Annotated in this window: 23 protein-coding genes; 9 read left to right on the forward strand and 14 right to left on the reverse strand. The window is 65.2% G+C overall.

What is annotated here, in order from left to right; genetic code table 11:
• Nucleotides 1-9: 9 nt before the first annotated feature.
• The gene (locus tag LJ760_RS14710) at nt 10-636 is read right to left on the reverse strand and encodes a YdeI/OmpD-associated family protein (RefSeq protein ID WP_227924050.1); all 627 of its coding nucleotides are present in this window, start codon (nt 634-636) and stop codon (nt 10-12) included.
• Nucleotides 637-751: 115 nt separating this feature from the next.
• On the opposite strand from LJ760_RS14710, the gene LJ760_RS14715 reads away from it, so the two are divergent.
• On the forward strand, nt 752-1291 hold the full coding sequence (locus LJ760_RS14715) for an NUDIX hydrolase family protein (RefSeq protein WP_227924051.1): 540 nt from the start codon (nt 752-754) through the stop codon (nt 1289-1291).
• Between the two features lie 72 nt (nt 1292-1363).
• The gene (locus LJ760_RS14720) at nt 1364-2230 is read left to right on the forward strand and encodes a DUF6707 family protein (protein WP_227924053.1); all 867 of its coding nucleotides are present in this window, start codon (nt 1364-1366) and stop codon (nt 2228-2230) included.
• Here LJ760_RS14720 and LJ760_RS14725 read toward each other — a convergent pair.
• Nucleotides 2227-3261, reverse strand: a complete 1035-nt coding sequence (locus LJ760_RS14725; protein ID WP_227924054.1) for an FUSC family protein — start codon at nt 3259-3261, stop codon at nt 2227-2229. The genes LJ760_RS14720 and LJ760_RS14725 overlap by 4 nt on opposite strands.
• 194 nt (nt 3262-3455) lie before the next feature.
• On the opposite strand from LJ760_RS14725, the gene tgt reads away from it, so the two are divergent.
• Nucleotides 3456-4730 carry a tRNA guanosine(34) transglycosylase Tgt gene (gene tgt, locus LJ760_RS14730; RefSeq protein ID WP_227924055.1) on the forward strand — a complete coding sequence of 425 codons (1275 nt, stop codon included), beginning with the start codon at nt 3456-3458 and terminating at the stop codon, nt 4728-4730.
• Nucleotides 4731-4800: 70 nt separating this feature from the next.
• On the opposite strand, the gene LJ760_RS14735 is transcribed toward tgt, so the two are convergent.
• Together LJ760_RS14735 and LJ760_RS14740 are read right to left on the reverse strand one after the other, a co-directional pair.
• The gene (locus tag LJ760_RS14735; protein ID WP_227924056.1) at nt 4801-5004 is read right to left on the reverse strand and encodes a hypothetical protein; all 204 of its coding nucleotides are present in this window, start codon (nt 5002-5004) and stop codon (nt 4801-4803) included.
• A gap of 326 nt (nt 5005-5330) precedes the next feature.
• Nucleotides 5331-6065 (reverse strand): queuosine precursor transporter, encoded by a 735-nt coding sequence (locus LJ760_RS14740; RefSeq protein ID WP_227924057.1) that lies wholly within the window; start codon nt 6063-6065, stop codon nt 5331-5333.
• 191 nt (nt 6066-6256) lie between these two features.
• Here LJ760_RS14740 and LJ760_RS14745 point away from each other — a divergent pair, with 191 nt between their 5' ends.
• Nucleotides 6257-6910, forward strand: coding sequence for a TetR/AcrR family transcriptional regulator (locus LJ760_RS14745; protein WP_227924058.1), 654 nt, complete (start codon nt 6257-6259; stop codon nt 6908-6910).
• A gap of 129 nt (nt 6911-7039) precedes the next feature.
• Nucleotides 7040-7885 (forward strand): bifunctional hydroxymethylpyrimidine kinase/phosphomethylpyrimidine kinase, encoded by an 846-nt coding sequence (gene thiD, locus LJ760_RS14750; protein ID WP_227924059.1) that lies wholly within the window; start codon nt 7040-7042, stop codon nt 7883-7885.
• Between the two features lie 90 nt (nt 7886-7975).
• Here thiD and LJ760_RS14755 read toward each other — a convergent pair whose 3' ends face one another.
• Both LJ760_RS14755 and LJ760_RS14760 read right to left on the reverse strand, forming a co-directional pair.
• Nucleotides 7976-9493 (reverse strand): polysaccharide pyruvyl transferase family protein, encoded by a 1518-nt coding sequence (locus LJ760_RS14755; protein ID WP_227924061.1) that lies wholly within the window; start codon nt 9491-9493, stop codon nt 7976-7978.
• Entirely contained in the window at nt 9490-10473 is a 984-nt protein-coding gene (locus LJ760_RS14760) for a glycosyltransferase family 2 protein (protein ID WP_227924062.1), read from the reverse strand. Before LJ760_RS14760 ends, LJ760_RS14755 begins: the two co-directional genes overlap by 4 nt.
• Before the next feature lie 291 nt (nt 10474-10764).
• Between LJ760_RS14760 and LJ760_RS14765 the strand changes: the two genes are divergently transcribed.
• Entirely contained in the window at nt 10765-14679 is a 3915-nt protein-coding gene (locus tag LJ760_RS14765; protein WP_227924064.1) for a S8 family serine peptidase, read from the forward strand.
• Between the two features lie 117 nt (nt 14680-14796).
• Here the strand turns inward: LJ760_RS14765 and LJ760_RS14770 are convergent, their stop codons facing one another.
• The 4 genes from LJ760_RS14770 to LJ760_RS14785 all read right to left on the reverse strand — a co-directional run bounded on the left by LJ760_RS14770 (nt 14797) and on the right by LJ760_RS14785 (nt 18756).
• Entirely contained in the window at nt 14797-15681 is an 885-nt protein-coding gene (locus LJ760_RS14770) for a DNA-formamidopyrimidine glycosylase family protein (protein ID WP_227924066.1), read from the reverse strand.
• A 79-nt stretch (nt 15682-15760) separates the two neighbouring features.
• Nucleotides 15761-16693: an RNA polymerase sigma-70 factor gene (locus LJ760_RS14775; protein ID WP_227924067.1), complete on the reverse strand. Its 933-nt coding sequence runs from the start codon at nt 16691-16693 to the stop codon at nt 15761-15763.
• 98 nt (nt 16694-16791) lie between these two features.
• Nucleotides 16792-17175, reverse strand: a complete 384-nt coding sequence (locus LJ760_RS14780; RefSeq protein WP_227924068.1) for a DoxX family protein — start codon at nt 17173-17175, stop codon at nt 16792-16794.
• An 81-nt stretch (nt 17176-17256) separates the two neighbouring features.
• Nucleotides 17257-18756, reverse strand: coding sequence for a helix-turn-helix transcriptional regulator (locus LJ760_RS14785; protein ID WP_227924070.1), 1500 nt, complete (start codon nt 18754-18756; stop codon nt 17257-17259).
• A gap of 145 nt (nt 18757-18901) precedes the next feature.
• On the opposite strand from LJ760_RS14785, the gene aceA reads away from it, so the two are divergent.
• From aceA to LJ760_RS14800, 3 genes are all read left to right on the forward strand, one after another.
• Nucleotides 18902-20200 carry an isocitrate lyase gene (gene aceA, locus LJ760_RS14790; protein WP_227924072.1) on the forward strand — a complete coding sequence of 433 codons (1299 nt, stop codon included), beginning with the start codon at nt 18902-18904 and terminating at the stop codon, nt 20198-20200.
• Between the two features lie 90 nt (nt 20201-20290).
• Entirely contained in the window at nt 20291-21922 is a 1632-nt protein-coding gene (gene aceB, locus LJ760_RS14795; RefSeq protein WP_227924073.1) for a malate synthase A, read from the forward strand.
• A 131-nt stretch (nt 21923-22053) separates the two neighbouring features.
• Entirely contained in the window at nt 22054-22761 is a 708-nt protein-coding gene (locus LJ760_RS14800; RefSeq protein WP_227924076.1) for a DsbA family oxidoreductase, read from the forward strand.
• Here the strand turns inward: LJ760_RS14800 and LJ760_RS14805 are convergent.
• From LJ760_RS14805 to LJ760_RS14820, 4 genes are read right to left on the reverse strand one after another with little or no spacing between them, the layout of a single operon-like run.
• Nucleotides 22758-24110, reverse strand: a complete 1353-nt coding sequence (locus tag LJ760_RS14805) for a M1 family metallopeptidase (protein ID WP_227924077.1) — start codon at nt 24108-24110, stop codon at nt 22758-22760. The genes LJ760_RS14800 and LJ760_RS14805 overlap by 4 nt on opposite strands.
• A 57-nt stretch (nt 24111-24167) precedes the next feature.
• Nucleotides 24168-24359 (reverse strand): hypothetical protein, encoded by a 192-nt coding sequence (locus tag LJ760_RS14810; RefSeq protein ID WP_227924079.1) that lies wholly within the window; start codon nt 24357-24359, stop codon nt 24168-24170.
• A 30-nt stretch (nt 24360-24389) separates the two neighbouring features.
• Entirely contained in the window at nt 24390-25514 is a 1125-nt protein-coding gene (locus LJ760_RS14815; protein WP_227924080.1) for a hypothetical protein, read from the reverse strand.
• 5 nt (nt 25515-25519) lie between these two features.
• Nucleotides 25520-26884, reverse strand: a complete 1365-nt coding sequence (locus LJ760_RS14820) for a heparan-alpha-glucosaminide N-acetyltransferase domain-containing protein (protein ID WP_227924082.1) — start codon at nt 26882-26884, stop codon at nt 25520-25522.
• Nucleotides 26885-26893 lie beyond the last annotated feature (9 nt).

Below are 26893 nucleotides of genomic sequence, written 5' to 3' on the forward strand. Positions count from 1 at the left end.
CCGCGGCGGCTAGGTGTTAGGCGCCTGCTCCACCGCTGGCGGAGGGGACGGCTTCCGTTTCTGCGGATAGGGGGCGCGGTGTTCGCTGAGCATCTGCACATAGTCCGTGATCCAGCGCTCGCGGGCCGCCTGCGTCTTGAGGCCTTTGAGCCGGATGTACATGGCGTAGCGGTTCTGCGACGTCAGCACGTCGAACATTTCCTGGGCTGCGGGAACCGCGGCGATGGCCGCCCGAAGGTCCTCCGGGATTTCCGCTGTTGCCGATCCGGCGTAGGCGGCATCCCAGCGGCCGTCCACCTTGGCGCTGAGAACGGCGTCCCGGCCGGCCGGATGCATTCTGCCTGCCGCTTCCAGCCGGTTGATGTAGCCGACGTTCCGCAGCGACCAGTTACTGCGCGGACCGCGCGGCTGGAACCGCTGCAGGTAGCTTTGCTCGTCGCGCCGATCGGCCTGCGCATCGATCCAGCCGAAGCAGAGCGCTTCGTCAAGGGCCTCGCGATACGTCAACCGGGTGACGCTTCCGCCCTTCTTCCCCAGCACCAGGCGGACGCCGGCGGATAACCCGTAATTGTGCTCCAGCCACTCCCGCCAAGCCCCGGCATCCGGCAGGAGAAGCTCCGGGAGGTCCCGTGTCATAGCCCAAGTCTAGGGATGCATCTGGCGGGCTGAAAGGGTCCGGGCCGGTTCAGCCGATGGCCGAAGCGTAGCGTGCCGTGTGACTGGCACGGCACCTTTGAGGTAGAACACTGCTATGAACGTTCGTACTCCTGACCCGTATCCAGGCTGGCTCTCCGAGGAAGATCTCTACGAGGCCCGGCAGCGCCTGCCCATGGTTTACGTCGAGGCCGTGCCCGTGCGGTGTGACCCACTGGGCTATGTCACCGAAGTTGGACTGCTGCTGCAGGCGACGCCGGAAGGACAGATGGTGCGTTCCTTCGTTTCGGGCCGGGTGCTGTACCGCGAAACCATCCGCGGCGCCCTGCTGCGCAACCTGGAGAAGGATCTTGGGCCGATGGCGCTGCCGCAGCTGCCGCCAACCCTGGTGCCGTTTGCCGTCGCCGAGTACTTCCCCTCCCCCTCCCAGAGCGGACTGACGGATGAACGCCAGCACGCCGTGGCGCTTGCCTATCTGATTCCTGTGACCGGTGAGTGCAATCCCCGCCAGGATGCATTGGAACTGTCCTGGCTGACTCCGGACGAAGCACTCAGCCCCGCGATCTACGCCGAATTTTCCGGCGGCCGCGGAGACCTGCTGCGCCAGGCACTGGCCTCGGCCGGCTGGGGTCGCTGAAAAAGGCGCCGCTGACAAGCTTTATATACTGGAGGTTCTGGGGAGCCGAGGTCCAACCACGAAGGAATCGCCATGTCTGAGAGCCTGCCGGAAACGTACGCGTTCCGGGTCAACGCGGAACTGCTTGCCCCCGGACAGATCCTTGTCCCGGGTGAGGGTGCTGCAGAACCACTGGCTCCGGTAGCCGGAACCAGTGTGGAGGCCGATGATTTCGGTGTTCCCGCGCTGGTGCTCGCTAAATTGGATGACGGAACTTCGCTCCGGTTGGCCTACGGATCCGCCGTCCGGGTACAGGCTCCGGCTCCCGAAGGCGCGCCGTCGGACGCTGTTCGGCAGGTGCCTTCGGAGGAAGACAACGCGGCCGAAATCATTGCCGACGCCGCGGCCGCCCACCCGGAAAACTCCGCCGTGCAGGAGATTGCAGCGCGCCTGGAGCGTGGTTTGAACGTGAAATCCGGCAGCCACCTGCAGGATGTCCGAGATTTGGCCCACATTCTCTATATCGATCTCGGTGATGCCGAAAACGCCCTGAAGGTCTGCAACGTCATCACAGGGCTCCCCTTTGACGGGAACTTTGGCCGTTGGAACTGGATCCAGGGCGCTTTGGCCCTGGCGGCGCACATCACCCATGAGGCGGGCGACGCCGAGAGCGCGGCAGCGTACAGCCATGCCGTGCGTGCTGCGGACACGTCCGAGACGGACCCGATGAAGGCCAAGCTGGCTGCCGAGCTGCTGCAGCGCCAGCTGAACGAACCCAACCTGTACGACCGCGAAATCCACCGGGCTGCCGAGGCCGGTAAGGATGCCAGCGAACGGGAATGGCGGATCCTGCGCCTGAACGCCCTGCTCTACCTGCGCTCCCACGGCGGTTCGCAGACGCTGTCCGACGCGGAGCTGGACCGGCGCATCCGCACCGAGCTGATTGCCGTACGCGGCTAAGCGGACTTCCGCTGCTTTTGCTGCAGCTGCTTTTGCCGGACATGGACGGCCACCACCACGGCCATGCCGACGACGGCGCCGATCAGCGTTTCAATGCCGCGGTCCCGAAGCAGCTCCATCGGGTTGCTGGGGTGGGCCAGCTCCGTGCTGACCAGCGCCAGCGGCGTGACCACCACCTGCGCCAGCGCGTATTGCCGCGCGATGAACATTTCGGCCCCGAACTGGCAAACGGCAATGACCAGGACCATCTGCCAGGGCTCCAGTCCCGGAAGCAGGATCAGCGCCGTCAGCAACAGGCCGCCGAACGTGCCCAGGATGCGCTGCAGGCCACGGTGGACTCGGTGGCGTACTGTCGCACCGATCAGTGGAACGGTCGCCGCGACCATCGCCCAGTAGTTGTGGCCGATTCCCAGCAGGGTCGCGATGGATCCTGCCACCACTGCGGCCACCGCATACTGCAGCCCGTCAATGTAGATGAGGCGGCGCTGAGCCGGCGGAAAGCGCAGGCGTTCCGGTGGTTTCCATTCCGTGCGGTACTTCTGCACGAGCATCCCGGACAGGCCCAGCAGGATGGAGAAGGCCACCGTGAGGACCGCGGTGAGCATCCCCTGCCAGAGCGGAGGATGGTTCGGGACGGAGGATATGGCGGCGAAGGCGAAGATATGGAACAGCGAGCCGACTGGGCGCAGCCGCCAAAAGCCCGTGGCAATGGTGCCGAGCCCGGCTACTGCCGTGGTGCCGATGACGATTCCCCAGTCATCCAGGTCCAGGCGGGCACACAGCGCTGCCGCCAGGATGACGGCCAGCATAAGTGTCCCGGCGCGGCCCTGATGGCCCAGTCGCTGGCGGTGCGGTTCATTCCGGCCGTAGATCCCGGTGAAGGCACCGAACGTGGCGAAAATGGCCAGGTCGATCCGCCCCAGGAAAAGCAGCAGGACAAGCGGCACTCCCACTCCAATGGCGCAGCGGACGGCCGCGTGGTGGTCGTTGTGTGCCGGAGCGATCCGAAACATTTCCTGCAGGTGCGTCAACGCGGGTGGCCTCTGCCTTTCGTGCCGTAGGCATCGGAGGGGTGCGGGGGATATTCCTGCGGCCGGTTGCATGGCCGGTGGAATTCCGCCAATCCAACCTATCCCCGTCAAAGCGCCGGCAGACATAAATGTGGTGCATCTCCCAGCAGCCGCACCCGGCGGAAGGCCGGCGCGGAGTAAGGCAAAATGGAGGGGTGTCTTCCTCAGCCTTTTCCTTCACCCTCGGTAAGCGCCTGCGCGAAACCGCCCCTGCAGCGGCCGAACAGCGCGTCGAGGCGAACGGCGGCGGTTTTCAGGGCCGCACCGGCACCATCTCCACGCCGCACGGCGAGATCGCCACTCCGGCGTTCATCGCGGTAGGCACCAAAGCCACGGTCAAGGCGGTACTCCCCGAGTCGGTCGCGGAACTCGGTGCACAGGCCGTGCTGGCGAACGCCTATCACCTGTATCTGCAGCCCGGCCCGGACATCCTCGATGAAGCCGGCGGCCTGGGGAAGTTTATGAACTGGTCCGGCCCCACCTTCACCGATTCGGGCGGATTCCAGGTCATGAGCCTGGGCGCGGGCTTCAAGAAGGTCATCAACATGAATGCCGACGGCACCACGCACGCCACCGGGGCGGACGACGACGTCGCCCCCGGCAAGGAACGCCTGGCACATATTGACGACGACGGCGTCTGGTTCAAGTCCCATCTGAACGGCGACAAGCATCGTTTCAGCCCGGAAATCTCGATGCAGGTGCAGCACAAAATCGGCGCCGACATCATGTTTGCGTTTGATGAGCTGACCACCCTCATGAATTCCCGCGGATATCAGGAAATGTCGCTGGAACGCACCCGGCTTTGGGCGCTGCGGTGCCTTGCCGAGCACCAGCGGCTGACCGAGGAACGCGCCGACAAGCCCTACCAGGCCCTGTTCGGCGTGCTGCAGGGCGCGCAGTACGAAGACCTGCGGCGTAAGGCAGCCCGGGATCTCGGTGCCATGGACTTTGACGGCTTCGGACTGGGCGGGGCGTTCGAAAAGGAAAACCTCGGCACCATTGTCCGGTGGTGCACGGAGGAGCTTCCGGAGAATAAGCCCCGCCACCTGTTGGGGATTTCCGAGCCGGATGACATTTTCACCGCCATCGAAAACGGCGCCGACACCTTCGACTGCGTTTCTCCCACCCGGGTGGCCAGGAATTCGGCGTTCTACACGCCGTACGGCCGCAAGAACCTGTCGAATGCCAAGTTCAAGCGGGACTTCGGGCCGTTGGTGGAGGGCTGCGACTGCTATACCTGCACCCATTACACCCGTGCCTACATCCAGCACCTGTTCAAGTCCAACGAGATGGTCAGCCACACGCTGATTTCCATCCACAATGAACGCTTCACCGTGAAGCTCGTTGATGATGCCCGGCTGTCCATCGACGACGGCACGTTCTTCGACTTCAAGGCAGAGGTCCTGGGGAAGTACTACAGCGGCAAGTAGTTGTTCTACCTACCGCAGCAATCCTTGCGTGCGACGTGCCGAGCTCCAGGGATTCTGCAGAGCCGGGCTGTTAGGAATTGTCCGGCTTGGCCTGGGTCGATTCATCCTCTTCCAAGGCGGGCTGGGCATCCCGTTCTTCGTCTCCGGGGCTCGAATCCTTCTCCTGGGCGTCGTCGATCATCGCCTGGGTGACTTCATCGTTGAATTCCTCCGCGGTGCCGGCAAGATTTTCATCTACTGCCTTGGCACCGGGGTTCGGGACTGGATTGCTCATGTTTGGCTCCTGCCGTACGGGGAAGTGAAACGCTGGCGTTCCCCCACCTTTGCACACCTGGGCAGGGATTGCGCCCGGTGACCTGACGAGCATCACCGCACCTCAAAATCCCCGACACTCCCGCAAAACCGCCCGGTTTGAGAAACTGCTGCCAGTTTGTGGCTTTTGCTGCCGTTCTGCGCGGCAGCAGAATCCCGAGATGGCAGCGGATGTACAAAACCGGCAGCAGAAACCCCGGCGAATAGCCTGCCCAGCGGCGCAGGCAGCGGCAGGCGCCTGACCCCAAGCGCGTACTAACCGGCCCGTGTCAGCTCCGGCCCCGGGCCCTACGCCGCCACGGGCTCCAACTCAGCCGGTACATAGCTGGGTTCGCGCTTCTTGATGACCCGGATGACCAGAGCGGTGACCGGCACAAAAAGGTACTCGATGAGCGTTTTGTAGAGGAAGCCGAACAGGACGTAATTGAAGAACCCCCCGGCGTCGGTAATCCCGATGACCGGTGCCGCAATGGCACAGAAAATCAGGGTGTCCGCAAACTCCCCCACGCCGGTGGATAGCATCAACCGTCCGGCCAGTGCCTTCTCGCGGAACCGCTCCTTCATCCGCACCAGCACCATTGAGTTCAGCAGCTGGCCGGCCAGGAACCCCAGCAGGCTCGCAAGGACAATCTGCCAGACCGGCCCGAGCGCCACTTCCAGTGCAGCCTGCTTCTCCAGTCCGTAGGCATCAGTGAACCCGGGCAGGGCAATGATCACGGCGAAGCTGGCGACGGCGAGGAGTGCCATCGCAAAGCCGGTAAAGATGGCCCGGCGGGCGGCTTTGAAACCGTAAACCTCGCTGACCACATCGCCGAGGATGTACGCGAGTGGAAAGAGGAAGAAACCGCCGTCGGTGACGATTTCCCAGCCGCCGGGAAGGGAAAACTGCACTCCCTTGGTGGCGCCGATATTCGAAATGACGATGACCACGCACATCAGGGTGAGGATCAGGTCGTACTGCGAGCTCCCGCGGGAGGCGTAAGTTGCAGAAGTTTTCACAGCTGCCCGTGGCTGTGCATCCATGGCAATTCCGTTCCGGTAGTGGTTCGCCTGGCTTTCGCCGGCTGTATTAGCACTGTGCCCGCTGCCCCGGGCGGCCCTATTGGACCGCATCCATTCTGCCATGCCTGGTCCGCTCCTACCGCGCACCCAATTTTGAACACGTTCAAAAGAATGGTCTACTAAACGCTGAAAATACTGCAAAGGGAGCATCATTGGCCGTCACCGCCAAGAGCGAACAGACGCGCCGGCTCCTCATCGACACCGCGCTGCGCCTCTTCGCCGCACAGGGCTACGAAAAGACCACCATGCGCGCCGTCGCGCAGGAGGCAAACGTTTCGGTAGGCAACGCCTACTACTATTTCCGTTCCAAAGATGACCTCCTCCACGAGCTTTACCGGTCCCTCCAGGACGAACACCGTTCAATTGCGCTGCCGCAGATCCGCGAGGGCCACAATCTGGGGGAAAACCTGGCGGTTATTCTGTCCACCGGCCTGACAACCATGGAGCCGTACCACGCCTTCGGCACGCATTTCCTGCGCGACGCCATGTCGCCGAACCGCAGGGAGGACGACGCCGTCGGGCGGGGGAAATCCATCGCAATGTTCCGTCAGGCGGTGTCGACCGCCCGGCCGCAGCCGCCCGTGGCTATCCGCGGCGACCTGCCCGAACTGCTCTGGCTGATGCATATGGGGATCACCTTCTTCTGGGTGTATGACCGCTCCCCCGGTCAGCGCAGGTCCCACCGGCTGGCCGCGAATCTGGCCCCGCTGGTGGCCAAACTCGTGATCCTGTCCCGGCTCCCGGTGGTCCGGAACATCCTCGAGGACGTAGTCCGCCTGCTCCGAGGCGTCCGCCGGGACGGTTAGCCCGCAGCGGCGGGAGCCGGCACGGTAACGCGCCGGGACACGACGGCGGCGGGGCACGACGGCGGCGCGCCGTAACAGCGCGTCTTACAAGGGTGGCCGGTTCCGCCGTTTTGGGTGGAAGATGGACCCATGTCTGCAAACACACCCACTTCTGCGGCCTCAGCTCCGGCCGTCACGCTCACCATCGCAGGTTCCGAAGCCACCGGCGGCGCCGGCGCCCAGGCCGACCTGAAGACCTTCCAGGAACTCGGCGTCTACGGCATCACCGCCCTGACCTGCATTGTGTCCTTCGATCCCAACAATTCGTGGAACCACCGGTTTGTCCCGGTGGACCCGCAGGTCATCACCGACCAGCTCGAAGCCATCACGACCGCCTACGACCTCGACACGGTTAAGATCGGCATGCTCGGCACCCCGGCAACCATCGACGTCGTTGCCAAGGCGCTGCAGGCCCAGGACTGGAAGAACCTCGTGCTGGACCCGGTGCTCATCTGCAAGGGCCAGGAGCCCGGCGCGGCACTGGATACCGACAAGGCGCTCAAGGCCCAGATCCTCCCCCTGGCAACCTTCGTGACCCCCAACCACTTCGAGTCGATGTCCCTGTCCGGCATGGACTCCATTGAGACCGTGGAAGACCTGCAGGAAGCAGCCCGCCGCATCCATGAAGCCAGCGGAGCCGTAGTGCTGGCCAAGGGCGGTGTCCGACTGGAAGGCGACGACGCCGTCGACGTCTTCTACGACGGCGAAACCATGGAGGTCCTGCGGGCACCCAAGGTAGGCGAGGTAGCTGTCAGCGGTGCCGGTTGCACCCTCGCTGCGGCCATCACTGCTGAACTGGGCAAGGGGGCCACGCCTCTGGAAGCGGCCAAGACGGCGAAGGCCTTCGTCACGGAAGGTATCCGCAACCGCGTTTCCTCCAACGCACCGTTTGATGCGCTGTGGCAGGGCAACGCCGGCCAGGGCCCGGCCCTCTAGGTTCCGGCCTAAGCGCCGCGCACCTTCCGCCTCCGTCGTTCACGACGGCAGCCGGAGGTGCGCGGCGCTTTCTATGCAACCGGCTGCGGCTTAGGCGCGGTGTCGGCGGAACTTCGACAAGGAACTGTGCAACCCCAAAGCGGTCTGCACGGTCCTGCTGCCGGCCAGCCGCTGGTGCGCTGTCCGCTCCTCCTCCAGGGCACGGTAGATAGGAGCAGTGAAGGACTGCACCCGTTCGTCCTCTGCCGCCAGGCGTGCTGCCAGGAGGGACTGCGGGTAGAACCGCCGGCGCAGCTCAGTCTCCGCGGCCGCCCACTCCCCGCGGCCCTCCAGCCGGGCACTCGGCGACAGGCCGGTTGCCCCTGGCGCCGCAGAAACGGCCGCCGCGGAAGTATCGGCCTGCAGGACGGCAGCCACCCGGTCCCACCAGATGCCGGCATCGCGGGTACGGAATTCCAGCACTGCCTTCAGGTGGCTCGCTGTTTCGGCACGCCGTTCCCATGCTTCCAGCAGCGCCTCATCCAACAGGTCCTCCTGCAGAGCGGGAAGCGACAGCACAAAATCGTCCATCCCCCAGTTCTCCATGGCGCCCCTCAGGCGGGCATCGGAGTAGGCCTCCACGGACAACGCCACGGCGGCAACACCGGCAGAAAGCGCAAACACCGCCGGGTGGTAGCGGGTGGTCACCACGAGGGACGCCCCGCGTGTCAGCCGGGCAGCCTCACGGGCCTCCACGACCGGCACCAGGACTGCAGGCGTGTCCATCAGGGCCGCGATCTCCGCGTGCATGCCGGCGTCGGCGTCGATGTTTCCGGGGACACCCATGTGCGGGATGAACACGGCGGGCAGCTGCGTCTTGGCATGCAGCTGATCCAGTGCTGCCGCCAGCCCGCTCCGGAAGTCTTCATCCCCTCCGGGGGCAAACGTAACTGCCACATAGTCCCCCGCCGGAGCTTCATAGCGCGGCACGGGCCGAGCGGCGTCCTGCTGGACGGCGGCGCCGCCGTCGGGCAGCGCCGGGTCAGCGAGGAACGAGGCATCATCCAACCCCTGCACTGCGTCCACACCCAGTTCCCGGGCGATCCCGGCAGATGTGGATTCGCGGACGCCAACCAGTTGGGCGCCCTGAAGCATTTCGGCCAGGACCTGGGCATCCCGGGCTGTCAGCACCGGCCCGAGTGTCTGGCCGGACACCACTACGGGTTTGCCGAGGCTACGGGCAATCGCTGCCACCGCGGCACGCTCGTACAGGAGCCATCCGAAGCGCGAGTTCAGGTTCCCTCCGCCGGCAATCAGCACCGCATCCACTGACGCCAGCTGTTCCCTCAGCGCCAGGGCCGGATCCGACTCCGGCAAGGAGGACGCCCCGGCAAGATGCGCCTGGATGCGGCGCAGGTAGTCCTCACGTTCGGCAGGACTCCAGGGGAACTCCAGAGTCGATACGGCGGGATGCCCGTAGCCGTCCTGCGTCTGGTCGGGGTCCCGGGACAGCAGGACGACGTCGAACCCGCGCCTGGTCAGCTCGTCAGCAGCCGCGAGCCCCATGGCTTCGTCTCCCACGTGGTACACGTGCTGTCCGACGTCGGCCAGCACCGCAACGCGCGTCACTTCGCCGCCCTGCCGGTCAGGGAACGGATCCGCCCGGCCACTGAATGTATCCGGTCGACCGATCTGCTGAGACTGGTCCGCCGCACCACCGTATCTTCCAGCCGGAGGAGGGACTCATTCAATCTGTGTTCCATCTCCTCCATCCGCCGGCGGTTTTCCTCCAGGAGTTCTTCCTGCCGGGCCAGCAGCTTGGTCAGGTGCAGCAGGGTTCCCATACCGTGCCGGGAAATATCATCGCGAAGATAGGCGTCACGGACCTTGGCATCAAAACGGCGATGCGCGTCGGCCTTGTTGTTTACGCTGTTTGCACTGTCGCCGGATGCATCGGGACGCTGGCACCAAAACGCCAGCGGTTCGTCGTCGAGGAATTCCAGGGTGTGCCGGGACAGTACCCGGAGATGGAATTCCCAGTCGCCCACCGCTTCGAGGCTCTCGTCGTAATACCCGAGCTCCTCGTGCAGGGACCGCCGGTAAAGAAAGGAAATGGGCACGGCCTGGTTGATCCGCAGCATGGCGCCAAGGGAAACCTGCGTCATGTCGGGCCAGAAGGGAACCGAGTCGATTTCCCGGATATCTCCGCCGGCCATCTGTTCATAGCGGATGTTTGTCCGGACCATCACGCCTGCGGCAGCAGTGCTTTCCAGGCAATCCACGGTCCGCTTGAGGAAATCGGGATGCCACAGGTCATCATCGTCGTGGATGGCAATGTAGGTACTTGAGCAGGCCCGGATACCCGCGTTGGAGGCAGCTTCCATGCCTCGGCTCTCAGGCCGGTGAAGCACGGTAATACGTTCCCGGTACTCACCCGGGACAGCGGAAACTACTTGCTCGACGTCGGCCGGGGCGCCGCCGTCGTTAACCACGACCACAGTGAAATCACTGAAGTTCTGGCCGAAGATATTCTCCAGGGCCCGGGCCAGAAACAGCGGCCGATTCCGCGTCCTGACAACAATCCCGACGGAGGCAGAATCTAAAACCACGTGGCTCCCAGCTTTGGACGAACGTTCAGCTCACCTTACCAAGAAGGCGTAAGCACCCGACCCGTCACAAATCACCCGCCAGTAACACTGGTAACACCGTTGACATCCTTCCCCGGAGGGATGACTCTACTAGCAGTGCTGCAGCGTTCGGGGTCGCTTCTTTGGGGGTCACTGCATTCTGAGGCACCGGATCTGCCTATCCATTTTGCCAGGTTCGCCGGTCTCGGTCACTCTGCGGAACTCACTGCCGTACTTGTCCCTGGCCCCGGCGGCCTCTTTTGAGGGAGAAGTATGAACAATCCAAACCACCGGAGAGCAGGAAAGGCAGCGCTGGCAACAGTCGCAGGCTTTGCCCTCGCCTCCAGCATGTGGGCACCGGCTGCGGCCACTGAGGGGACCGCAAACGAGGAACCGACCATTCGGGGAATCGAAACGGTTACGCCTGATTTCAAGGTTTCACCGGATCTCGAAACCAAGCAGGGCCCGGTCTCGGTTTTCGTACAGTTCAGCGGCAAAGGCGCCTATGAACAGACCCAGCCCGTGGAAGTACTCGAAGGACTCGCCGAACCGCTGAACAAGTCCGGCCAGGTGCAGGAAATCCGCAGCGGCATCGAGACGAAGGCCGAAGAAGTTGCCCAGGCCGCTTCCTCATCCATTCTTTACACCACCACCAACACCATCCCGGGTGTTGCCATCAACGGCGACGCTGAGGCAATCAGGGCGCTGGCAGCACGCGGCGACGTCGTCAAGATCACCGGCATCGTTCCCAAGACCTTTGACAACAAGGGCGGGGATATTGACGTCCGTGCCGTGGATTCCTGGGTGCAGCGGTCCCAGACCGGTGAGGGCGTCACCATTGCCGTCCTCGACACCGGCCTGGACTACACGCACTCGGACTTCGGCGGCCCGGGCACCCCCGAAGCGTTTGCGGCGGCGCAGGCTTCGCCCACTATCCCGGCAGCAAACTTGGGCCTTTACGATCCGGCCAAGTTCGCCGGCGGCTGGGACCTCGTCGGTGACGCCTACAACGCGGATCCCACCGACCCCGCCACGTACAGCCCCATCCCTGTCCCGGACGCCAACCCCCTGGACTGCGGGAGCCACGGCACCCACGTTGCGGGAACGGCAGCGGGCTACGGCACCAACGCTGACGGAACCACGTTCAGCGGGGACTACTCCACGCTCACCGGCGACCAGGTGAACGCCATGGGCATCGGCCCGGGCACCGCACCGAACGCCAAGCTCGTCAGCGTCCGTGTCTTCGGCTGCGTCGGCTCCTCCGAGGTTGTCGGCCAGGCCCTGGACTACGTCCTGGACCCGAACGATGACGGCGACTTCAGCGACCGCGCCCAGGTTGTGAACATGTCCCTGGGTTCCGCTTTCCCCGCCTATGACGATCCCGAAAACGACATTGTCAATGCGCTCACGGCCCAGGGCATCCTCTCGGTCGTGTCCTCGGGCAACTCCGGCGACATCTACGATATCGGCGGCTCCCCCGGCAGCGCCGAGACTGCACTGACCGTGGCGAACAGCGTCGGGTCCCAGACCACCCTGGACGCTGCACGTGTCCTGGCTCCGACTGCCGGAACCGGCAAGGGCCAGTACACCTCCAGCTTCGACTACGCCTCCGCCTCCGAGGCCGCTCGGACGGGCACCGTGGTGATGGCGCCGCAGGGCGGCAACTCCGACGGCTGCGCCGCACTGGAACCCGCGGGCGCCAATGCGGGCAAATGGGTCTGGCTGACCTGGGATGACAACTCCGCCACGCGCGAATGCGGTTCGGCCGTCCGCTGGAACAACGCCGCAGCCGCCGGCTACGCCGGCGTCGTCCTTGACTCCACCCTGAACGGCTTCTCGGCCGGTATTGCCGGAAACGCTACGATCCCCGGCTTCCAGTTCACCCGCGAATCCAGCGAGCAGCTGCGGCCGGCCGCCGAGGCCGGGACCCTGCAGATTCAGCTCGCTCCCGAGCTGGTGGGCAGCGTGACCGGACAGTCCGGCGCGCTGGACACCCTGAACGCCAGCTCCTCGCGCGGCGTCCACGGCTCCAACGGCGTGATCAAGCCCGACGTCGCCGCCCCGGGAACGCAGATCAAGTCCGCCCAGGTTGGCACCGGCACCGGCGCCTCCATCAAATCCGGCACCTCGATGGCTGCCCCGAACGTAGCGGGTATTGCCGCACTCGTTGTGGGCGCGACGGATTACAACCCGTACGAGGTCAAGTCGATCATCATGAACACGGCGACCCACGACGTATTCGCCGGTGAAGGCGTAGTCCATGCGCCGAACCGCGTTGGATCCGGACGCGTTGACGCCCTGGACGCCCTGAACACGAAGGTCCTGGCCTACGACGCAGACAACCCGCGCCTGACGTCCATGAACTTCGGCGTCCTGGAAGTCGGAGCCGAGCCGGTCGAGATCACGCGCACCATCACGGTCGAGAACAAGGGCGATTCACCGAAGACGTACACGCCCGAGTACCTGCCCGCAACCGACATGCCCGGCGTCAGCATCAGCGTCAGCACTGCACCCGTGCAGGTTCCCGCCAACGCTACTGCCACCATCCCGGTCACGCTGAGCATTGCGGATCCCACCGCGCTGGCAAAGCGGATCGACCCGGCGGCCGAGCGGACCCAGGGCACTGGCGCCACCGCGCGCCAGTACATCGCCGAAGAATCGGGCCGCATCCAACTGACGAGCGAAGGATCGCCGGCCCTGCGGGTGCCGGTCTACTCCGCACCGAAGCCGACGTCCGACATGCAGGCAAGCTCCAAGATCTCGTTTGCCGGCGCGGCAGACCTGGCTACGTCCGTCACCTTCACCGGTCGCGGACTGGCCCAGGGCGAAGGCACCGAGGCTTATGTTTCGATGATGACGCCGCTGGTGCTGGGCGAGGAAAGCCCGCGCAGGAGCGATCTTGCGCTGGATTCCCTCTACGGCCTGGACCTGCGCAACGTCGGTGCTTCGTCCAACGTTCCGGCACTGACTGCTGCAGGGAGCACCAACCTGAACGCGGCTGTCCTGAACATCGGATTGAGCACCTGGGAAAACTGGGCCACGATCAGCGGTAACAGCACGATCCTGGTCGAGCTGGATACCAACTCCGACGGTGTACCCAACTTCGTGGCCGTCACCACCCGGATCACGGGTCTTGACCAGAGCGTCTTCCGCATTGCTCCGGTGACGGGCGTCGATGCGGACGGAGGGCTCGTGCTGGGCACCCCGCTCCCGGGTTCCTACCCGGTGAACGGTACCGTGGGCAACGTCGACAGCAATGTCTTCGACACCAACGTGATGACCCTGCCGATTCCGGCCGGTTCCCTTGGCCTGGATCTCACGAAGTCACAACCGATCCAGTACCGCATCTCCACCACCAACGCCATCAACGTGGATGAGTCCGGCGAGCGGGTTCCGGTTGACACCACCGCATGGATTCCGTTCAACCTCAGCCAGCCGGCCGTTTGGTTCCAGAGCAACAGCCCTGCTGCCTTCGTCTACGCGGAAGAGGACGGCGCAACCCTTACGGTCAACCGTCAGGCCAGCACCACGGGCGCCAAGGCACTGTTCCTGCACCACCACAACGCCGAGGGCGTCAAGGACCAGGTCACTCAGGTGGAAGTTGCTCCGCTGCGGTTCCCGGATGTTCCGGGCACCATGTTCGAATCGGACATCAACTGGATGGCTGACCAGGGGCTGACCACCGGCTACGAGGACGGCACCTACCGTCCGGCCGGTTCCATCAACCGCGATGCAATGGCGGCGTTCCTGTACCGTCTCGCGGGTTCGCCGAACTACGACGCGCCGGACGTGTCGCCGTTCACGGACGTCACGCCGAGCACGCAGTTCTACAAGGAGATCTCGTGGCTGGCCGAATCGGGCATCACTACCGGTTACCCGGACGGCACCTTCCGCCCGGTGGCACCGGTCAAGCGTGACGCGATGGCTGCCTTCATGAACCGGTTTGCCGGGGAGAAGTGCGGGATCGACGCCGCCGAGGGCTACCAAGCTCCGGGCACGGCTTCCTTCACGGACGTTCCGACCAACGACCAGTTCCACCGGGAGATCTCCTGGATGAAGGCATCCGGAGTGTCTACCGGTTACCCGGACAGCAGCTACCACCCGGGTGAGAACGTTTCCCGCGAGGCCATGGCGGCGTTCATTCACCGCCTGGACACCTACACGGAAAACAACGGTGGTTGCCGCTAAGCCCGTAGGGGCCTGGCACCGAAACACACCGGCAAGATAAACAGCACAACATAAAAACAGCGGGCCCCGGAGAAATCCGGGGCCCGCTGTTTTTCTGCCGGAAGCCCGGCCGCGAAGCTACTTCAGCAGCCGGGACATCCTCCGGTCCGCCAGCAGCTTGCCGCCGGTCTGGCAGGTGGGGCAGTACTGCAGGGAGGAATCCGCGAAGGCCACCTCCCGGACGGTGTCCCCGCACACCGGGCAGGGCTCACCGGTCCGCGCATGCACCCGCATGGCCTGCCGCTTGGAGTCCTTTAATTCCGCGGCGGGACGCCCGGACGCATTCTCGATTGCAGATTCCAGGACGGCACCCATGGCTTCGAACAACCGTTGGACCTCGCCCGGTCCGAGCTTGGCGCCGATGGCAAACGGAGACAGATGTGCTGCATGCAGAATCTCGTCGCTGTAGGCATTGCCGATCCCCGCGATGGCTGATTGGTCCCGCAGCAGACCCTTGATCTGGCCGTGATGGGAGCCGACCAGCTCCTCGAAAGCCGCCGGGCCGACGTCGAGCGCTTCCGGCCCCAGCCGGGCAATCCCGGGGACGTCCGCGAGGTCCCGGACAACGTAGACCGCCAGCGACTTCCGAGTCCCAGCTTCCGTGAGGTCAAAGCCCGGTTGCGCCGAGCCGTCCTCCGTTGCGAAACGCACCCGCAGCGCCATCGCTCCCCGGCCCGGTCGCAGCCGTCCCGGCTTCAACGCATCGGACCAGCGCAGCCAGCCCGCCTTGGCCAGGTGCATCACCAAATGCACTCCCCCGGCGGTGACGACCAGGAACTTTCCCCGGCGTTCGACGTCGGACACCGGGCCTGCGTAGAGCTCCTCCAGCGGCACCGCAGCGGTTTTCAGCACGGGAAAGGACAGCACTTCGACGTTGTCGATCACCAGTGCGGGGGCATCGGGCGGGAGCAGCTTTGACCGCAGGTAATCGACCAGTCCCTGCACTTCAGGCATCTCGGGCATGCCAACACCCTAGGCGAAACCAAAACCCTGAACCAGCGCTTATCCCGTACCGGGCCGGCAGTCCAACCCCGCTGCTGGCTCAGTTCCCCAGTGCTCTTACTTCACGGTTGAGTTCCCAGGCGTCCGCTACTGCTCCCAGATGCCGTAGCTTGTCGGGATTGATGACCGAGCGGATCGCTTGGATCCGCCCATCGAGCATGTCAAGCACCACCGTGGTCAGCACCCGCCCGTCCCGGTCACGGACTATCGCGCCGGGTTGCCGATTGATTTCGTGCTGCTCGATGGTGATGTCCAGCCGGACCATGCGGGGGAAAACTGCGGCCAGCAGACGGGCCACGTTTGCGGCGCCGATAATCGGGCGAGCCAACTGCGGGGCGTTGCCGCCGCCGTCGCCGACCATCGACACGTCAGAGGCGAGCACTTTCTGCAGGCCGGCGATGTCACCGTCACGGAGGGCGTCGAAGAACCTCGCCGCCAGTTCGGAATGCTCGGTTCGGTCCGCCGCGAAACGTGTCCTGCCTGCTGCCATGTGGTCCCGTGCCCGCACCGCCAGCTGGCGGCAGGCGGCCTCCGACCGCCCGACCGCGGAGGCGACCTCTGGGTAGCCGAAGTCGAAGACCTCCCGCAGGACGAAGACCGCCCGTTCCAGCGGGCTGAGGCGTTCCAGCAACAGCAGCGCCGCCAGTGACACCGAATCGGCAAGCTCAGCGGCCCGGGCCGGATCCTCATATGGATCGTCGACCAGCGGTTCGGGGAACCAGGTGCCGACGTATTCCTCCCGCTGGACCCGCGCCGAACGCAGCACGTCGATCGAGCTCCGGGTCACCGCGGTGGAGAGGAAGGACTTCGGAGAGCGGGGCTCCCCGGGGTAAGCCTCGTACCGCAGCCAGGTATTCTGCAGCACGTCCTCTGCCTCGCTCACGCTGCCCAGAATGCGATAGGCGATCGAGAACAGCAGCGGCCGCAACGCCAGGAACTCTTCGGTCCGGCCCACCGGGGTACCTCTTTCCATGAGCGATGCCGCCCGCAGCCGGGCGGCATCGCTGGGGTGACCACCACCCTCCGCGATGGGTCAACGAGTTTCAAGCCCCGCAGGAGTCCCGGGACCGCTCACGCAACAAAACGCTCGGGACCCAGCCGGCCCCACGCGATGAAGGCGGCCAGTGCCAAATACACCAGGTTGACCAGCATCAACGGGGCCTCGCTGCGCCGGCCGTGCGTGATCATCGCGCCGATCATCAGCAGGACCCAGCAGATAGCGGTCACCGGCACCAGAAAGGGGGCAACCCCGGAGACAGCAGGCAGGATCAGGCCCGCCGCAGCCATGACTTCGAGGACACCAAGGGTCTTGACGAATCCGCCACTGACATCGGCAGCCCATCCCCCTCCCTTGGCCGCAGCGAGTTTGGCCTTTGGAACGCATAGCTTGAGCAGTCCGCTGGCCAGGGCTACAGCCGCCAGCATCCCGGTGGCAATCCACAGTATGAGGTTCATCGTCTGCTCCTTGATGAGGAAATACCTACATCAGAGATGACGAAACAGCCGCTGCGTCTGTGACATGCCCCCGTGGTGGCGCTACCCCTCCGAATGCGCCTGCAGGAAGGAATACACCTCGGTCTCGTCCACGCCGGGGAACGCGCCGGGCGGCAGGGCAGCCAGCAGGTGCGAATGTGCCCGTGCGCTGGGCCAGGCAAAGCCGGACCACTCGGACGCCAGCTCCCCCGGCGGGGTGCGGCAGCAGTCCGGATCGGGACAGCGGGATTTGGAACGTTCGGTGGTGTCCCGGCCCCGGAACCACTTCACGTGCTGGTACGGCACCCCGATGCTGAGCGAAAACTTCCCGGCCGAACCCCGTTCCGTACGTGCCGTGCACCAGTAGGTGCCGGCCGGAGTGTCGGTGTACTGGTTGAACGCACTGAACTGGTCCGGCACGGAAAAGACCTCCCGAGAGGTCCAGTACCGGCAGATCGGCTGGCCCTCAATGGCGCCCGTGTGGTCCGCAGGGAACGTCACGCCGTCGTTCTCATATGCCTTGTAGACAATGCCGCTCTCGTGCACCTTCTGGAAATGGGTGGGAATCCCCAAATGCTCGGTGGCGAGATTAGTGAACCGGTGCGCAGCAGTTTCATAGGACACCGCGAAGGCATCACGGATGTCCTCCACGGCAATCTCCTTGGCAGCCTTGGCCCGCTGCAGGAACTCCACCGTGGCTTTCTCCGGCAGCAGCAGCGCGGCGGCGAAGTAGTTCGTGGCCACCCGCTGGCCCAGGAATTCCCCGTAGCTGCTGGGCGTCTGGTGCTGAAGCACGTAGTGCCCCAGCGCCTGCAGCAGCACCGACCGCGGATCGTGGTCCGAACGCTGTGACTGGGTCAGGTAGATGCGCCGGTTCTTCAGGTCGGTGACGGAGCGCGTGGAGTGCGGCAGGTCGTTGACGTGGTGCAGGCTGAAACCCAGATGAGCCGCAATATCGGCGATCACATGCTGGGACAGCGGACCGGACGTGTGCCCCACCGAATCCAGCACCTTCTGCGCCTCGGCCTCGTATTCGGGGAAGTAGTTGTTGCGCTCACGCATCATGGCCCGCAGTTCGCCGTTGGCCCGGCGGGCCTCCTCCGGGGTGGCCACCTGCTCGTTGAGCCGGCGCTCGAGCTCGGCCTGCAGCCCCACCAGGGATTCCAGGACGTCGATGGGCAGCCGCGAACCGATCCGCACCTTCGGCAGGCCCAGGGAAGCATAGAGCGGGCCGCGCTGCGCCCGCTCGAGTTCGATTTCGAGCGCGGCACGCCGGCTGGGCGGCTCCGAGCCCAGCAGGGAATCGATGCTGACATCCAGCGCAGCGGCCAGCGCCTGCATCATGCCGAGCTTCGGCTCCCGCTTGCCGTTCTCGATCAGGGACAGCTGGGACGCCACGGTTCCGACGGCGGCACCCAGGTCATCGAGCGTCATGCCCTTGGCCTTGCGCAGGTGCCGCACGCGGCGGCCGAGGCTAATCACGTCCAGCGTGCGCTCGGCGTCGGGCCCCAATCCGCCCTTCGGAGAGTCAGGAGCGGGTCTGTTCCATGTAGTAGGCGTCACATTTTCAGATTACGCGAAGAATCGCATTTCTTTCCATAGAAAACCCCTAGAAGAGGGCTTGTTGTTGGCACAGGCTTAGTTCACAGCAGGAAATTCCGGTTTGAAGCGGACCGGTTTGAATGAATGAATTCAAGGAGATACAAGCATGAGCCAGGACCAGTTCACCGCCCCCACAGCAGAACAGCTCACTTCCGACTGGGAGACCAACCCCCGCTGGGACGGCATCGAGCGCGACTACACCGCCGACGACGTCGTCAAGCTGCGCGGCCGCGTCCAGGAAGAGCACACGCTGGCCCGCCGCGGTTCCGAAAAGCTCTGGGACCAGCTGCGGAACGCCGGCGATGACGGCTACACCAACGCCCTGGGCGCCCTCACCGGCAACCAGGCCGTCCAGCAGGTCAAGGCCGGGCTCAAGGCCATTTACCTCTCCGGCTGGCAGGTTGCCGCCGATGCGAACAACTCCGGCCACACCTACCCGGACCAGTCCCTCTACCCGGCCAACTCGGTTCCCACCGTGGTCCGCCGCATCAACAACGCCCTGCTGCGCGCCGACCAGATCGAATTCGCCGAAGGCATCCAGAGCGTCGAGGACTACCTGGTGCCGATCGTGGCTGACGCCGAGGCCGGCTTCGGCGGCCCGCTGAACGCCTACGAACTGATGAAGGCCATGATCACCTCGGGCGCCTCTGGCGTTCACTGGGAAGACCAGCTTGCCTCGGAGAAGAAGTGCGGCCACCTCGGCGGCAAGGTCCTCATCCCCACCGGCCAGCACATCCGCACCCTGAACGCCGCCCGTCTCGCGGCCGACGTCGCCGGCACGCCCACCGTGGTGATTGCCCGCACCGACGCCGAGGCAGCCACGCTCATCACTTCCGACGTCGACGAGCGGGACCAGGAGTTCATCACCGGCGAGCGCACCGCGGAAGGCTTCTACAAGGTGCGCAACGGCATTGAGCCCTGCATCGCCCGGGCCAAGGCCTACGCCCCGTACTCGGACCTGATCTGGATGGAAACCGGCACGCCGGACCTGGAGATGGCCCGTAAGTTCGCCGAGTCCGTGCGGTCCGAATTCCCCGACCAGATGCTGGCGTACAACTGCTCGCCGTCCTTCAACTGGAAGAAGCACCTGGACGACGAGACCATCGCCAAGTTCCAGCGCGAACTCGGCGCCATGGGCTTCAAGTTCCAGTTCATCACCCTGGCCGGCTTCCACGCCCTGAACTACTCCATGTTCGACCTGGCGCACGGCTACGCCCGCTCCGGCATGAGCGCCTACGTGGAACTGCAGGAAAAGGAGTTCGGCTCCGAATCCCGCGGCTACACCGCCACCAAGCACCAGCGTGAGGTCGGCACCGGCTACTTCGACGCCATCGCCACGGCACTGAACCCCGAAGGCAGCACCCTGGCCCTGGCCGGCTCCACGGAGTCCAGCCAGTTCCACTAAACCCCGGTACCGCGGGGGCGCCGGCTGCATCCGCAGCGGCGCCCCCGCGGCAACACCGCCACAGTTTTGAAAGACCACAAGGAGAACGCCATGAATGACCCGATCACCCTGAACGGCATTTCCCTCACCGCTCCCGCAGTGCGGCGGCAGGAGGAAATCCTCACCCCGCAGGCGTTGGACTTCGTCAAGGCGCTGCACCGGGCCACGGCCACCCGCCGGCAGGAACTCCTTCAGCAGCGCCAGGCCCGCCGGACGCAGATTTCCAACGGTGCGGACCCGACGTTCCTGCCCGAAACCCGGAACATCCGCGAGGACGACACCTGGCAGGTGGCCCCCACGGCACCGGGGCTGGAAGACCGGCGGGTGGAAATCACCGGCCCGGTGGACCGGAAGATGACCATCAACGCCCTGAACTCCGGTGCGAAGGTATGGCTGGCCGACATGGAGGACTCCTCCACGCCGTCGTGGTCCAACGTCATCAACGGCCAGTTGAACCTGCGCGACGCACTGGACCGCCGGATAGACTTCACGTCCCCGGAGGGCAAGGAATACCGGGTGCAGGGTGCCTCACTCACCGAGCTGCCCACCATCGTGGTCCGCCCCCGCGGCTGGCACCTGCCGGAAAAGCACATGCTGGTGGACAACACCCCGATCGCCGGCGGCCTCGTAGACTTCGGGCTGTACTTCTTCCACAACGCCCAGCGCCTGATCTCCCAGGGCCGCGGCCCCTACTTCTACCTGCCGAAGATTGAAAACCACCTCGAGGCACGGCTCTGGAATGACATCTTTGTCCTGGCCCAGGACCTGCTCGGCATCCCGCAGGGAACCATCCGCGCCACGGTCCTGATTGAAACCATCACCGCCGCGTTCGAGATGGAGGAAATCCTCTACGAACTGCGGGACCACGCTGCAGGCCTGAATGCCGGCCGCTGGGACTACATCTTCTCGGTCATCAAGAACTTCCGGACCCGCGGACCCCGGTTCGTGCTGCCGGACCGCAACATGGTCACCATGACCGCACCGTTCATGCGTGCCTACACCGAGCAGCTGGTCCGGGCCTGCCACCGCCGCGGCGCCCACGCCATCGGCGGCATGGCTGCCTTCATCCCGAACCGCAAGGACGCCGCAGCCAACGACGTCGCCATGGAGAAGGTGCGCGCCGACAAGACCCGCGAGGCCGGCGACGGTTTCGACGGATCCTGGGTGGCGCACCCGGACCTGGTCCCCGTGGCCATGGAGGTGTTCGACGGGGTGCTCGGCGACCGTCCCAACCAGCTGGAGAAGACCCGCGAAGACGTGGTGCCCAACGACAAGGCACTGCTGGACATCGCTTCCACGCCCGGCGTCATCACCGAGGCCGGCATCCGCAGCAACATCGAGGTGGGCATCCGCTACATCGAGTCCTGGCTGCGGGGCAACGGTGCGGCCGCCATCAACAACCTGATGGAAGACGCCGCCACCGCGGAAATCTCCCGGTCGCAGATCTGGCAGTGGATCCACAGCTCCGCCGTGACCGACGAGGGCGACGTCGTGACCCACCAGTGGGTGGAGGAACTGCTCGACGAGGAGTTCACGAACCTGCAACGCTTCGAGGGCGACCGCTTCGACGACGCCCGCGAACTCTTTGAGGAAGTTGCCTGCGGGGAACATTTCCCCACCTTCCTCACCGTGCCTGCCTACGCCCGCTTCCTGCATGAATCGCAGGAGCTGGCCACGGCATAGCCGCTTGGGGGCGGCGAGGCGGATACCGCTTCAGTATCCGCTTCAGCAAGGGCCGGGAATCATTACCGCAGATGTTCGATTCGTTGAGCACTGCGGGAATGGCTCCCGGCCCTTGGCGCGTTGCACCCGATATGAAGATTGATATCTGGTCCGACATTGCCTGCCCGTGGTGCTACATCGGCAAGCGCCGCTTCGAGACAGCCCTCGCCCGTTTCCCGCATCGGGACGAGGTGGAAGTCCACTGGCACAGTTTCCAGCTCGACCCGTCCCTGCCGGACCACTTTGACGGCACCGAAGTCGAGTACCTCAGCGAGCGCAAGGGCATCGACCCCGAACAGCTCGCCGGAATGCTGGATCAGGTAACCGTCCAGGCCGCCGGCGAGGGACTGTCCTATGACTACGACTCCCTCGTGGTGGCCAACAGCTTCTCCGCCCACCGCCTGATCCACCTGGCCAAGGCGGAAGGCGGGCTCAAGACCGCCGACGCCGCCAAGGAAGCACTGCTTTCGGCCCACTTCGAAAAGGGCATGAACATCGGCTCCGCTGACGACCTGCTGGAAATCGGCACCGGTATCGGACTGCCCGCGGACCGGGTGAAGGCCGTGCTGGCCAGTGACGAATACGCCGATGCCGTTCGCACCGACATTGCCCAGGCACGCTCCCTGGGGATCAGCGGAGTCCCGTTCTTCGTGCTCGATGACAAATACGGCATTTCCGGTGCGCAGCCTGCCGACTTGTTTGCCTCCGCCCTGGAACAGGCCTGGCAGGAATCGCACCCGCTGGTTCACCTGACGCCGAAATCCGCGGATGGACCTGCCTGCGGACCTGACGGCTGCTAGGCCCTGAAGACGGCTGACGGGACCGTGGGTTCGAACAGCCACGGCCCCAGCAGCCCGTTGGCCGAGACACCGGCGGCGGCATATGCCTTGTCGGCAAGGTCCAAAAAGTCAGAAGTACCGGCACAAGCGTGCCGGTACTTCTGCGTCCACTCCTGCAGCAGCTCGAAGAAGATCCCGTCACCGGCGCTGCGCCGCAGGACGTGCAGCGTCAACGCTCCGCGCCGGTAAACCCGTTCATCGAACATGGCTGCCGGCCCGGGATCTGCCAGCTGCAGGTCCTGCCGCTGGTGCTGCAGCCACTCCAGGTCCGCCGCGGCCCGCTGGTCGCTGCTGGCGCCGTCGGCCGCCTCCGCCCACAGCCACTCCGCGTAGGTTGCGAAACCCTCGTGCAGCCAGATATCCCGCCAACTGCCCGCCGTGACCGAATTGCCGAACCACTGATGCGCAAGTTCGTGGGCCACCAAAGACGCCGAACCCGAACCCAGGTGGTTGCATCCGAAGACCGACACCGACTGCGCCTCCAAAGGGATCTCCAACTCGTCGTCGGTCACCACCACCGTGTACCGGCCGAAGGGGTAGGGCCCGAACCGGGAGGTAAACAGGGTCATCATGGAATCCTGCCGGGACAGCGCGGCACTCGCGCGGTCGGTCAGGGACGGGGGCACGACGACGGACTGCGGTACCGCGCCGGGCAGGTCCAGGCACTCGTACCGCCCAATCTGGACCGTCGCCAAGTAGCTGGACATGGGTTCGGGTTGTTCGAAGACCCAGGTCTCCCGGCCGCGGCGGTCTTCGTGGGAGACCAGCTCTCCGTTGCACGTCACCCGGTAGCCGGACTCCACCGTCACGCTGATCCGATACCGTGCTTTGTCCGCAGGCAGGTCGTTGCAGGGAAACCAGGACGAAGCCCCGGTCGGCTGTCCGGCAACGAGGGCGCCGTCGGTCAATTCCTCCCAGCCGATGTCCCCCCACAGGCCGTTGCCCGCACGCGGTTTGCCCCGGTACCGGATGCCCAGCCGAAAGGTGTCACCGGCCTTCAGCTCCCGACTGGGCGTTATCGCCAGTTTGCCGCGTCGCTGGCGGAAGGAACGGACGTCCACCGGAGTTCCGGCGCACCAAAGCAGGACTTCTTCCACCCGCATCGGCCGGTCCAGGTCCAGGGTGAGCTGTTCAATGTCGACCAGGGCCGAGCCGGCGAGGCGCGCCTGCCCCTTCAGCCGGTTGGGGCCGACGTCGTAATCCAGTGTCAGGTCATACTCGCTGATGCTCAGGTCCGTGGAGCCTGTCGCGGGAGTGTAGGGGTCGGGCGCGTGGTGCGGGTGTTGATGGTGGGATCCGGTCTGCCGCATGGCGGACATCCTGACACGGTGCGGCGTTTTCGCCACGGGTAGCTCCGGGAACCGGCCTTAGTTTTCAGCGTCCCGGGCGTATTGGCGCCACCGCTGCCGGTCCGCTTCGGGCAGGTCCTCCCAATCGGGTGCCGGGGGCATCCACAACCCGGGGAGCAGGGCCGCCCGTTCCTCGTACAGCAACCTGCCCTCGTCGGCTGCGTCGGGGTCCGTCCAGGCCGTCCCGTCGCCGGCAGGTGTTTCGTTCACGCTTAAACTCTAAGCGACACCGCAAACGCATCAGGGATTGTGTGAAGAAACGTCCTCCCGCGGTTTCCCTTCGCGCTCACTGTCCACCGGCCGGTCGAGCGGCCGGTCGAGCGGCCGGTCCCGTGTCCGCTCCAGCTGCCGGGACGCGCCTGCCGGAGGGGCTTCCGCCGGCGGGGACCACCCCGTATGGGTCCGTGGTCTTGCCGCACTCTGGCGGTCCGACGCCGCCGTCTTGGCGAATGTGCCGGCGCTGGGCGGAGAGCCCGGCGGCTTCCGCCGACGCCCGGCCCTTTTGAGCGCCAGCCGGATCAGCAGCCCCAGCGCCGCCAGTACGCCGAGGGTCGTCAGCGTGCCGGTCAGCGTCTCCAGCCTGTGCTCGACTGCCGCTGCCTTCTCTTCTGCACGGGCCGCAGCGGCGGCAGCTTCGGAGGCGGCAGTGGACGCCGTGAAAACGTCTTCCACGGTCCCCATAACGATGCGGTCGCCCGGGACGGCCCTGCGCAGCAAGCGTGTGACCGTGGCCAGGTCCGTGGAAATGCATCCCCACGTTGGTGCGTACCCGGCATGGAAGAAAATCGCGAAGGAGGCACCCTGCCGGGTCGGCATATCCGGCGGGCGGTTCCAATTGATCACTGCTGCCTGCTCATAGAGGCCCTGCTCCATGTACCGCCAAAGATTCTCGTCTGCTCCTGCGCCTTCCCCTTCGAAGTACTGGTTATAGGTCTCCCCGTGCTGCCCGCCCCACCGGGAGGAGGGATTCAGCTCGTGATATTCCAGTTCAGTGCCCGGGTTGCTGCGTCCGAGCGCCTCGGTGAAGCTGAAGGACCCGGTCGGTGAATACAAGGTGTTTTCCCACATGCTGCCCGGGGGTGCAAAGCCGTTGCGGCCGCTGAAGCCCCAGGACTGCCATTCCTGCACATAGCCCCCGTCCTCGAAAACACAGCCGGTGAGGCGGGTTTCCGCAGCTCCGTACTTTTCAGCCGTCGCGAAAGTGACGCGCTTGGCTTTATGGACGGAGTAGCGGACTTCGCCCGCGTTGAGCCTCGCACACGGGTCGTGCTCCTGCTCCGCGCCGGCGGCCGGGAGAGGATGCAGCAAAAGGGCAGCAAGCAGCACCGAAGCTGCCGCAAGCCCGAGACGGCGTGCACGACTCAACAGCATCAACTGCGCTGACGGGCCCGGTGACGGGCCCGGCCTTCCGGCTCCGGCGGAGCCGGCGGATAGGGCGGGGCAGGTGGGTAGGCCACCGCGCGCGGTGCCGACGACGACGGTGCAAGCGGCTCAGCCTGGGTTCCCGCAGCCGCTGGATCCGGCCTTGTCGGCGACGTCAGGCTCTTCCGCTGACCTCCGGTGCGCTCCAGGTATTTGTTCCGCGCCCACTTCGAGGCTTCGGCAACACCCTTTTCCAGCGGCCCCTGGGCGGCGTACCGCAGCCAGATGGCGGCGAAGGCCGAGAGGATGACCAACTGGAGAATCATTGCCGGCACTGGCTGGTCCGCGAGCAGCCCGGTGGCCAGGAGTATCAGGTGCAGAGAGTACAGGGTCAGGGTCATCTTTCCCAACAGAGCCAAGGGCTGCAGGAGCCGCCCGCTGGCCCGCCCCAGCAGCAGCAGCCCCGCCAGGAACGCCGCCGAGATGCCGATGGTGTTGGCCAGCACCAACGGCGTACTGGAATAGGGGGCCAAGGAGGCAAGCCACCACCACGAATCTGTCGGCATCACCGGGTCCGGCCCCCAGATCAGTATCTCCTCAACGGTGCCCTCGGGGGCCGAAGACCATACCGACGTCGCGTCGACCAGTTGTTGCCGCCCGCCGAAGGGGCCAAGGATGAGGGCGGAAAGGACTGCTGTTGCAAGGGCAAGGCCGATGCCGGCCACCAGCAGCCGAATCTGCACCCCCCGCTCGGCCAGGTCCAGCCGACCGATAGCCAAACCGACGCAGACGTACGCCATCCACGGCAGTGCGGGATACGTGCCGGAGAGAAGGACCTGGCCAAGGACACCGCCGGGGGCTTCGACGAGCGTGGAGAAGCTGGGTTCCACACCGTTCATATCCGGCAGCAGATCCCTGGTGGCGTGCATCAGGACGGGGCCGGCGGCAGCGATACCTGCAGCAAGAACCAGCAGGGTCCGCACCCGCAGCCCGAGCAGTGGAAGGGCGAGCAGGAACATCACGCCGTAATAGACGAGGATCACCTGGGCGTTGATGGCGAGGTAGCCGAGCAACAGCCCGATGACGGTGATGAGGGCAGCGCGCACCGCAAGCCCGTATCGGACGGCAGCCATCTCCCGTCCCCGCGGCGGGTGCTTGCCGCCTGACATAAAGGCCAGCGATATCCCGGCAAGCAGTGCAAAAAGGGCGGCTCCTCGGCCGGCGAACAGAAGCCAGGTGAGCGTGGGTGCGAACTCCTCGTTCCAGGCGGGCAGGATGTGGATCGCCATCATGGCAATCAACGCCGCTCCCCGGGCAGCATCGACACCGGCGACTCGCCGTTTGCCCACCCCTGCCAGAGCCGACCCGCTCATGCTTCCCCC

The sequence above is a fragment of the Arthrobacter sp. zg-Y895 genome (assembly GCF_020731025.1).
In the GTDB taxonomy this organism is placed as follows: Bacteria; Actinomycetota; Actinomycetes; order Actinomycetales; family Micrococcaceae; genus Arthrobacter_B.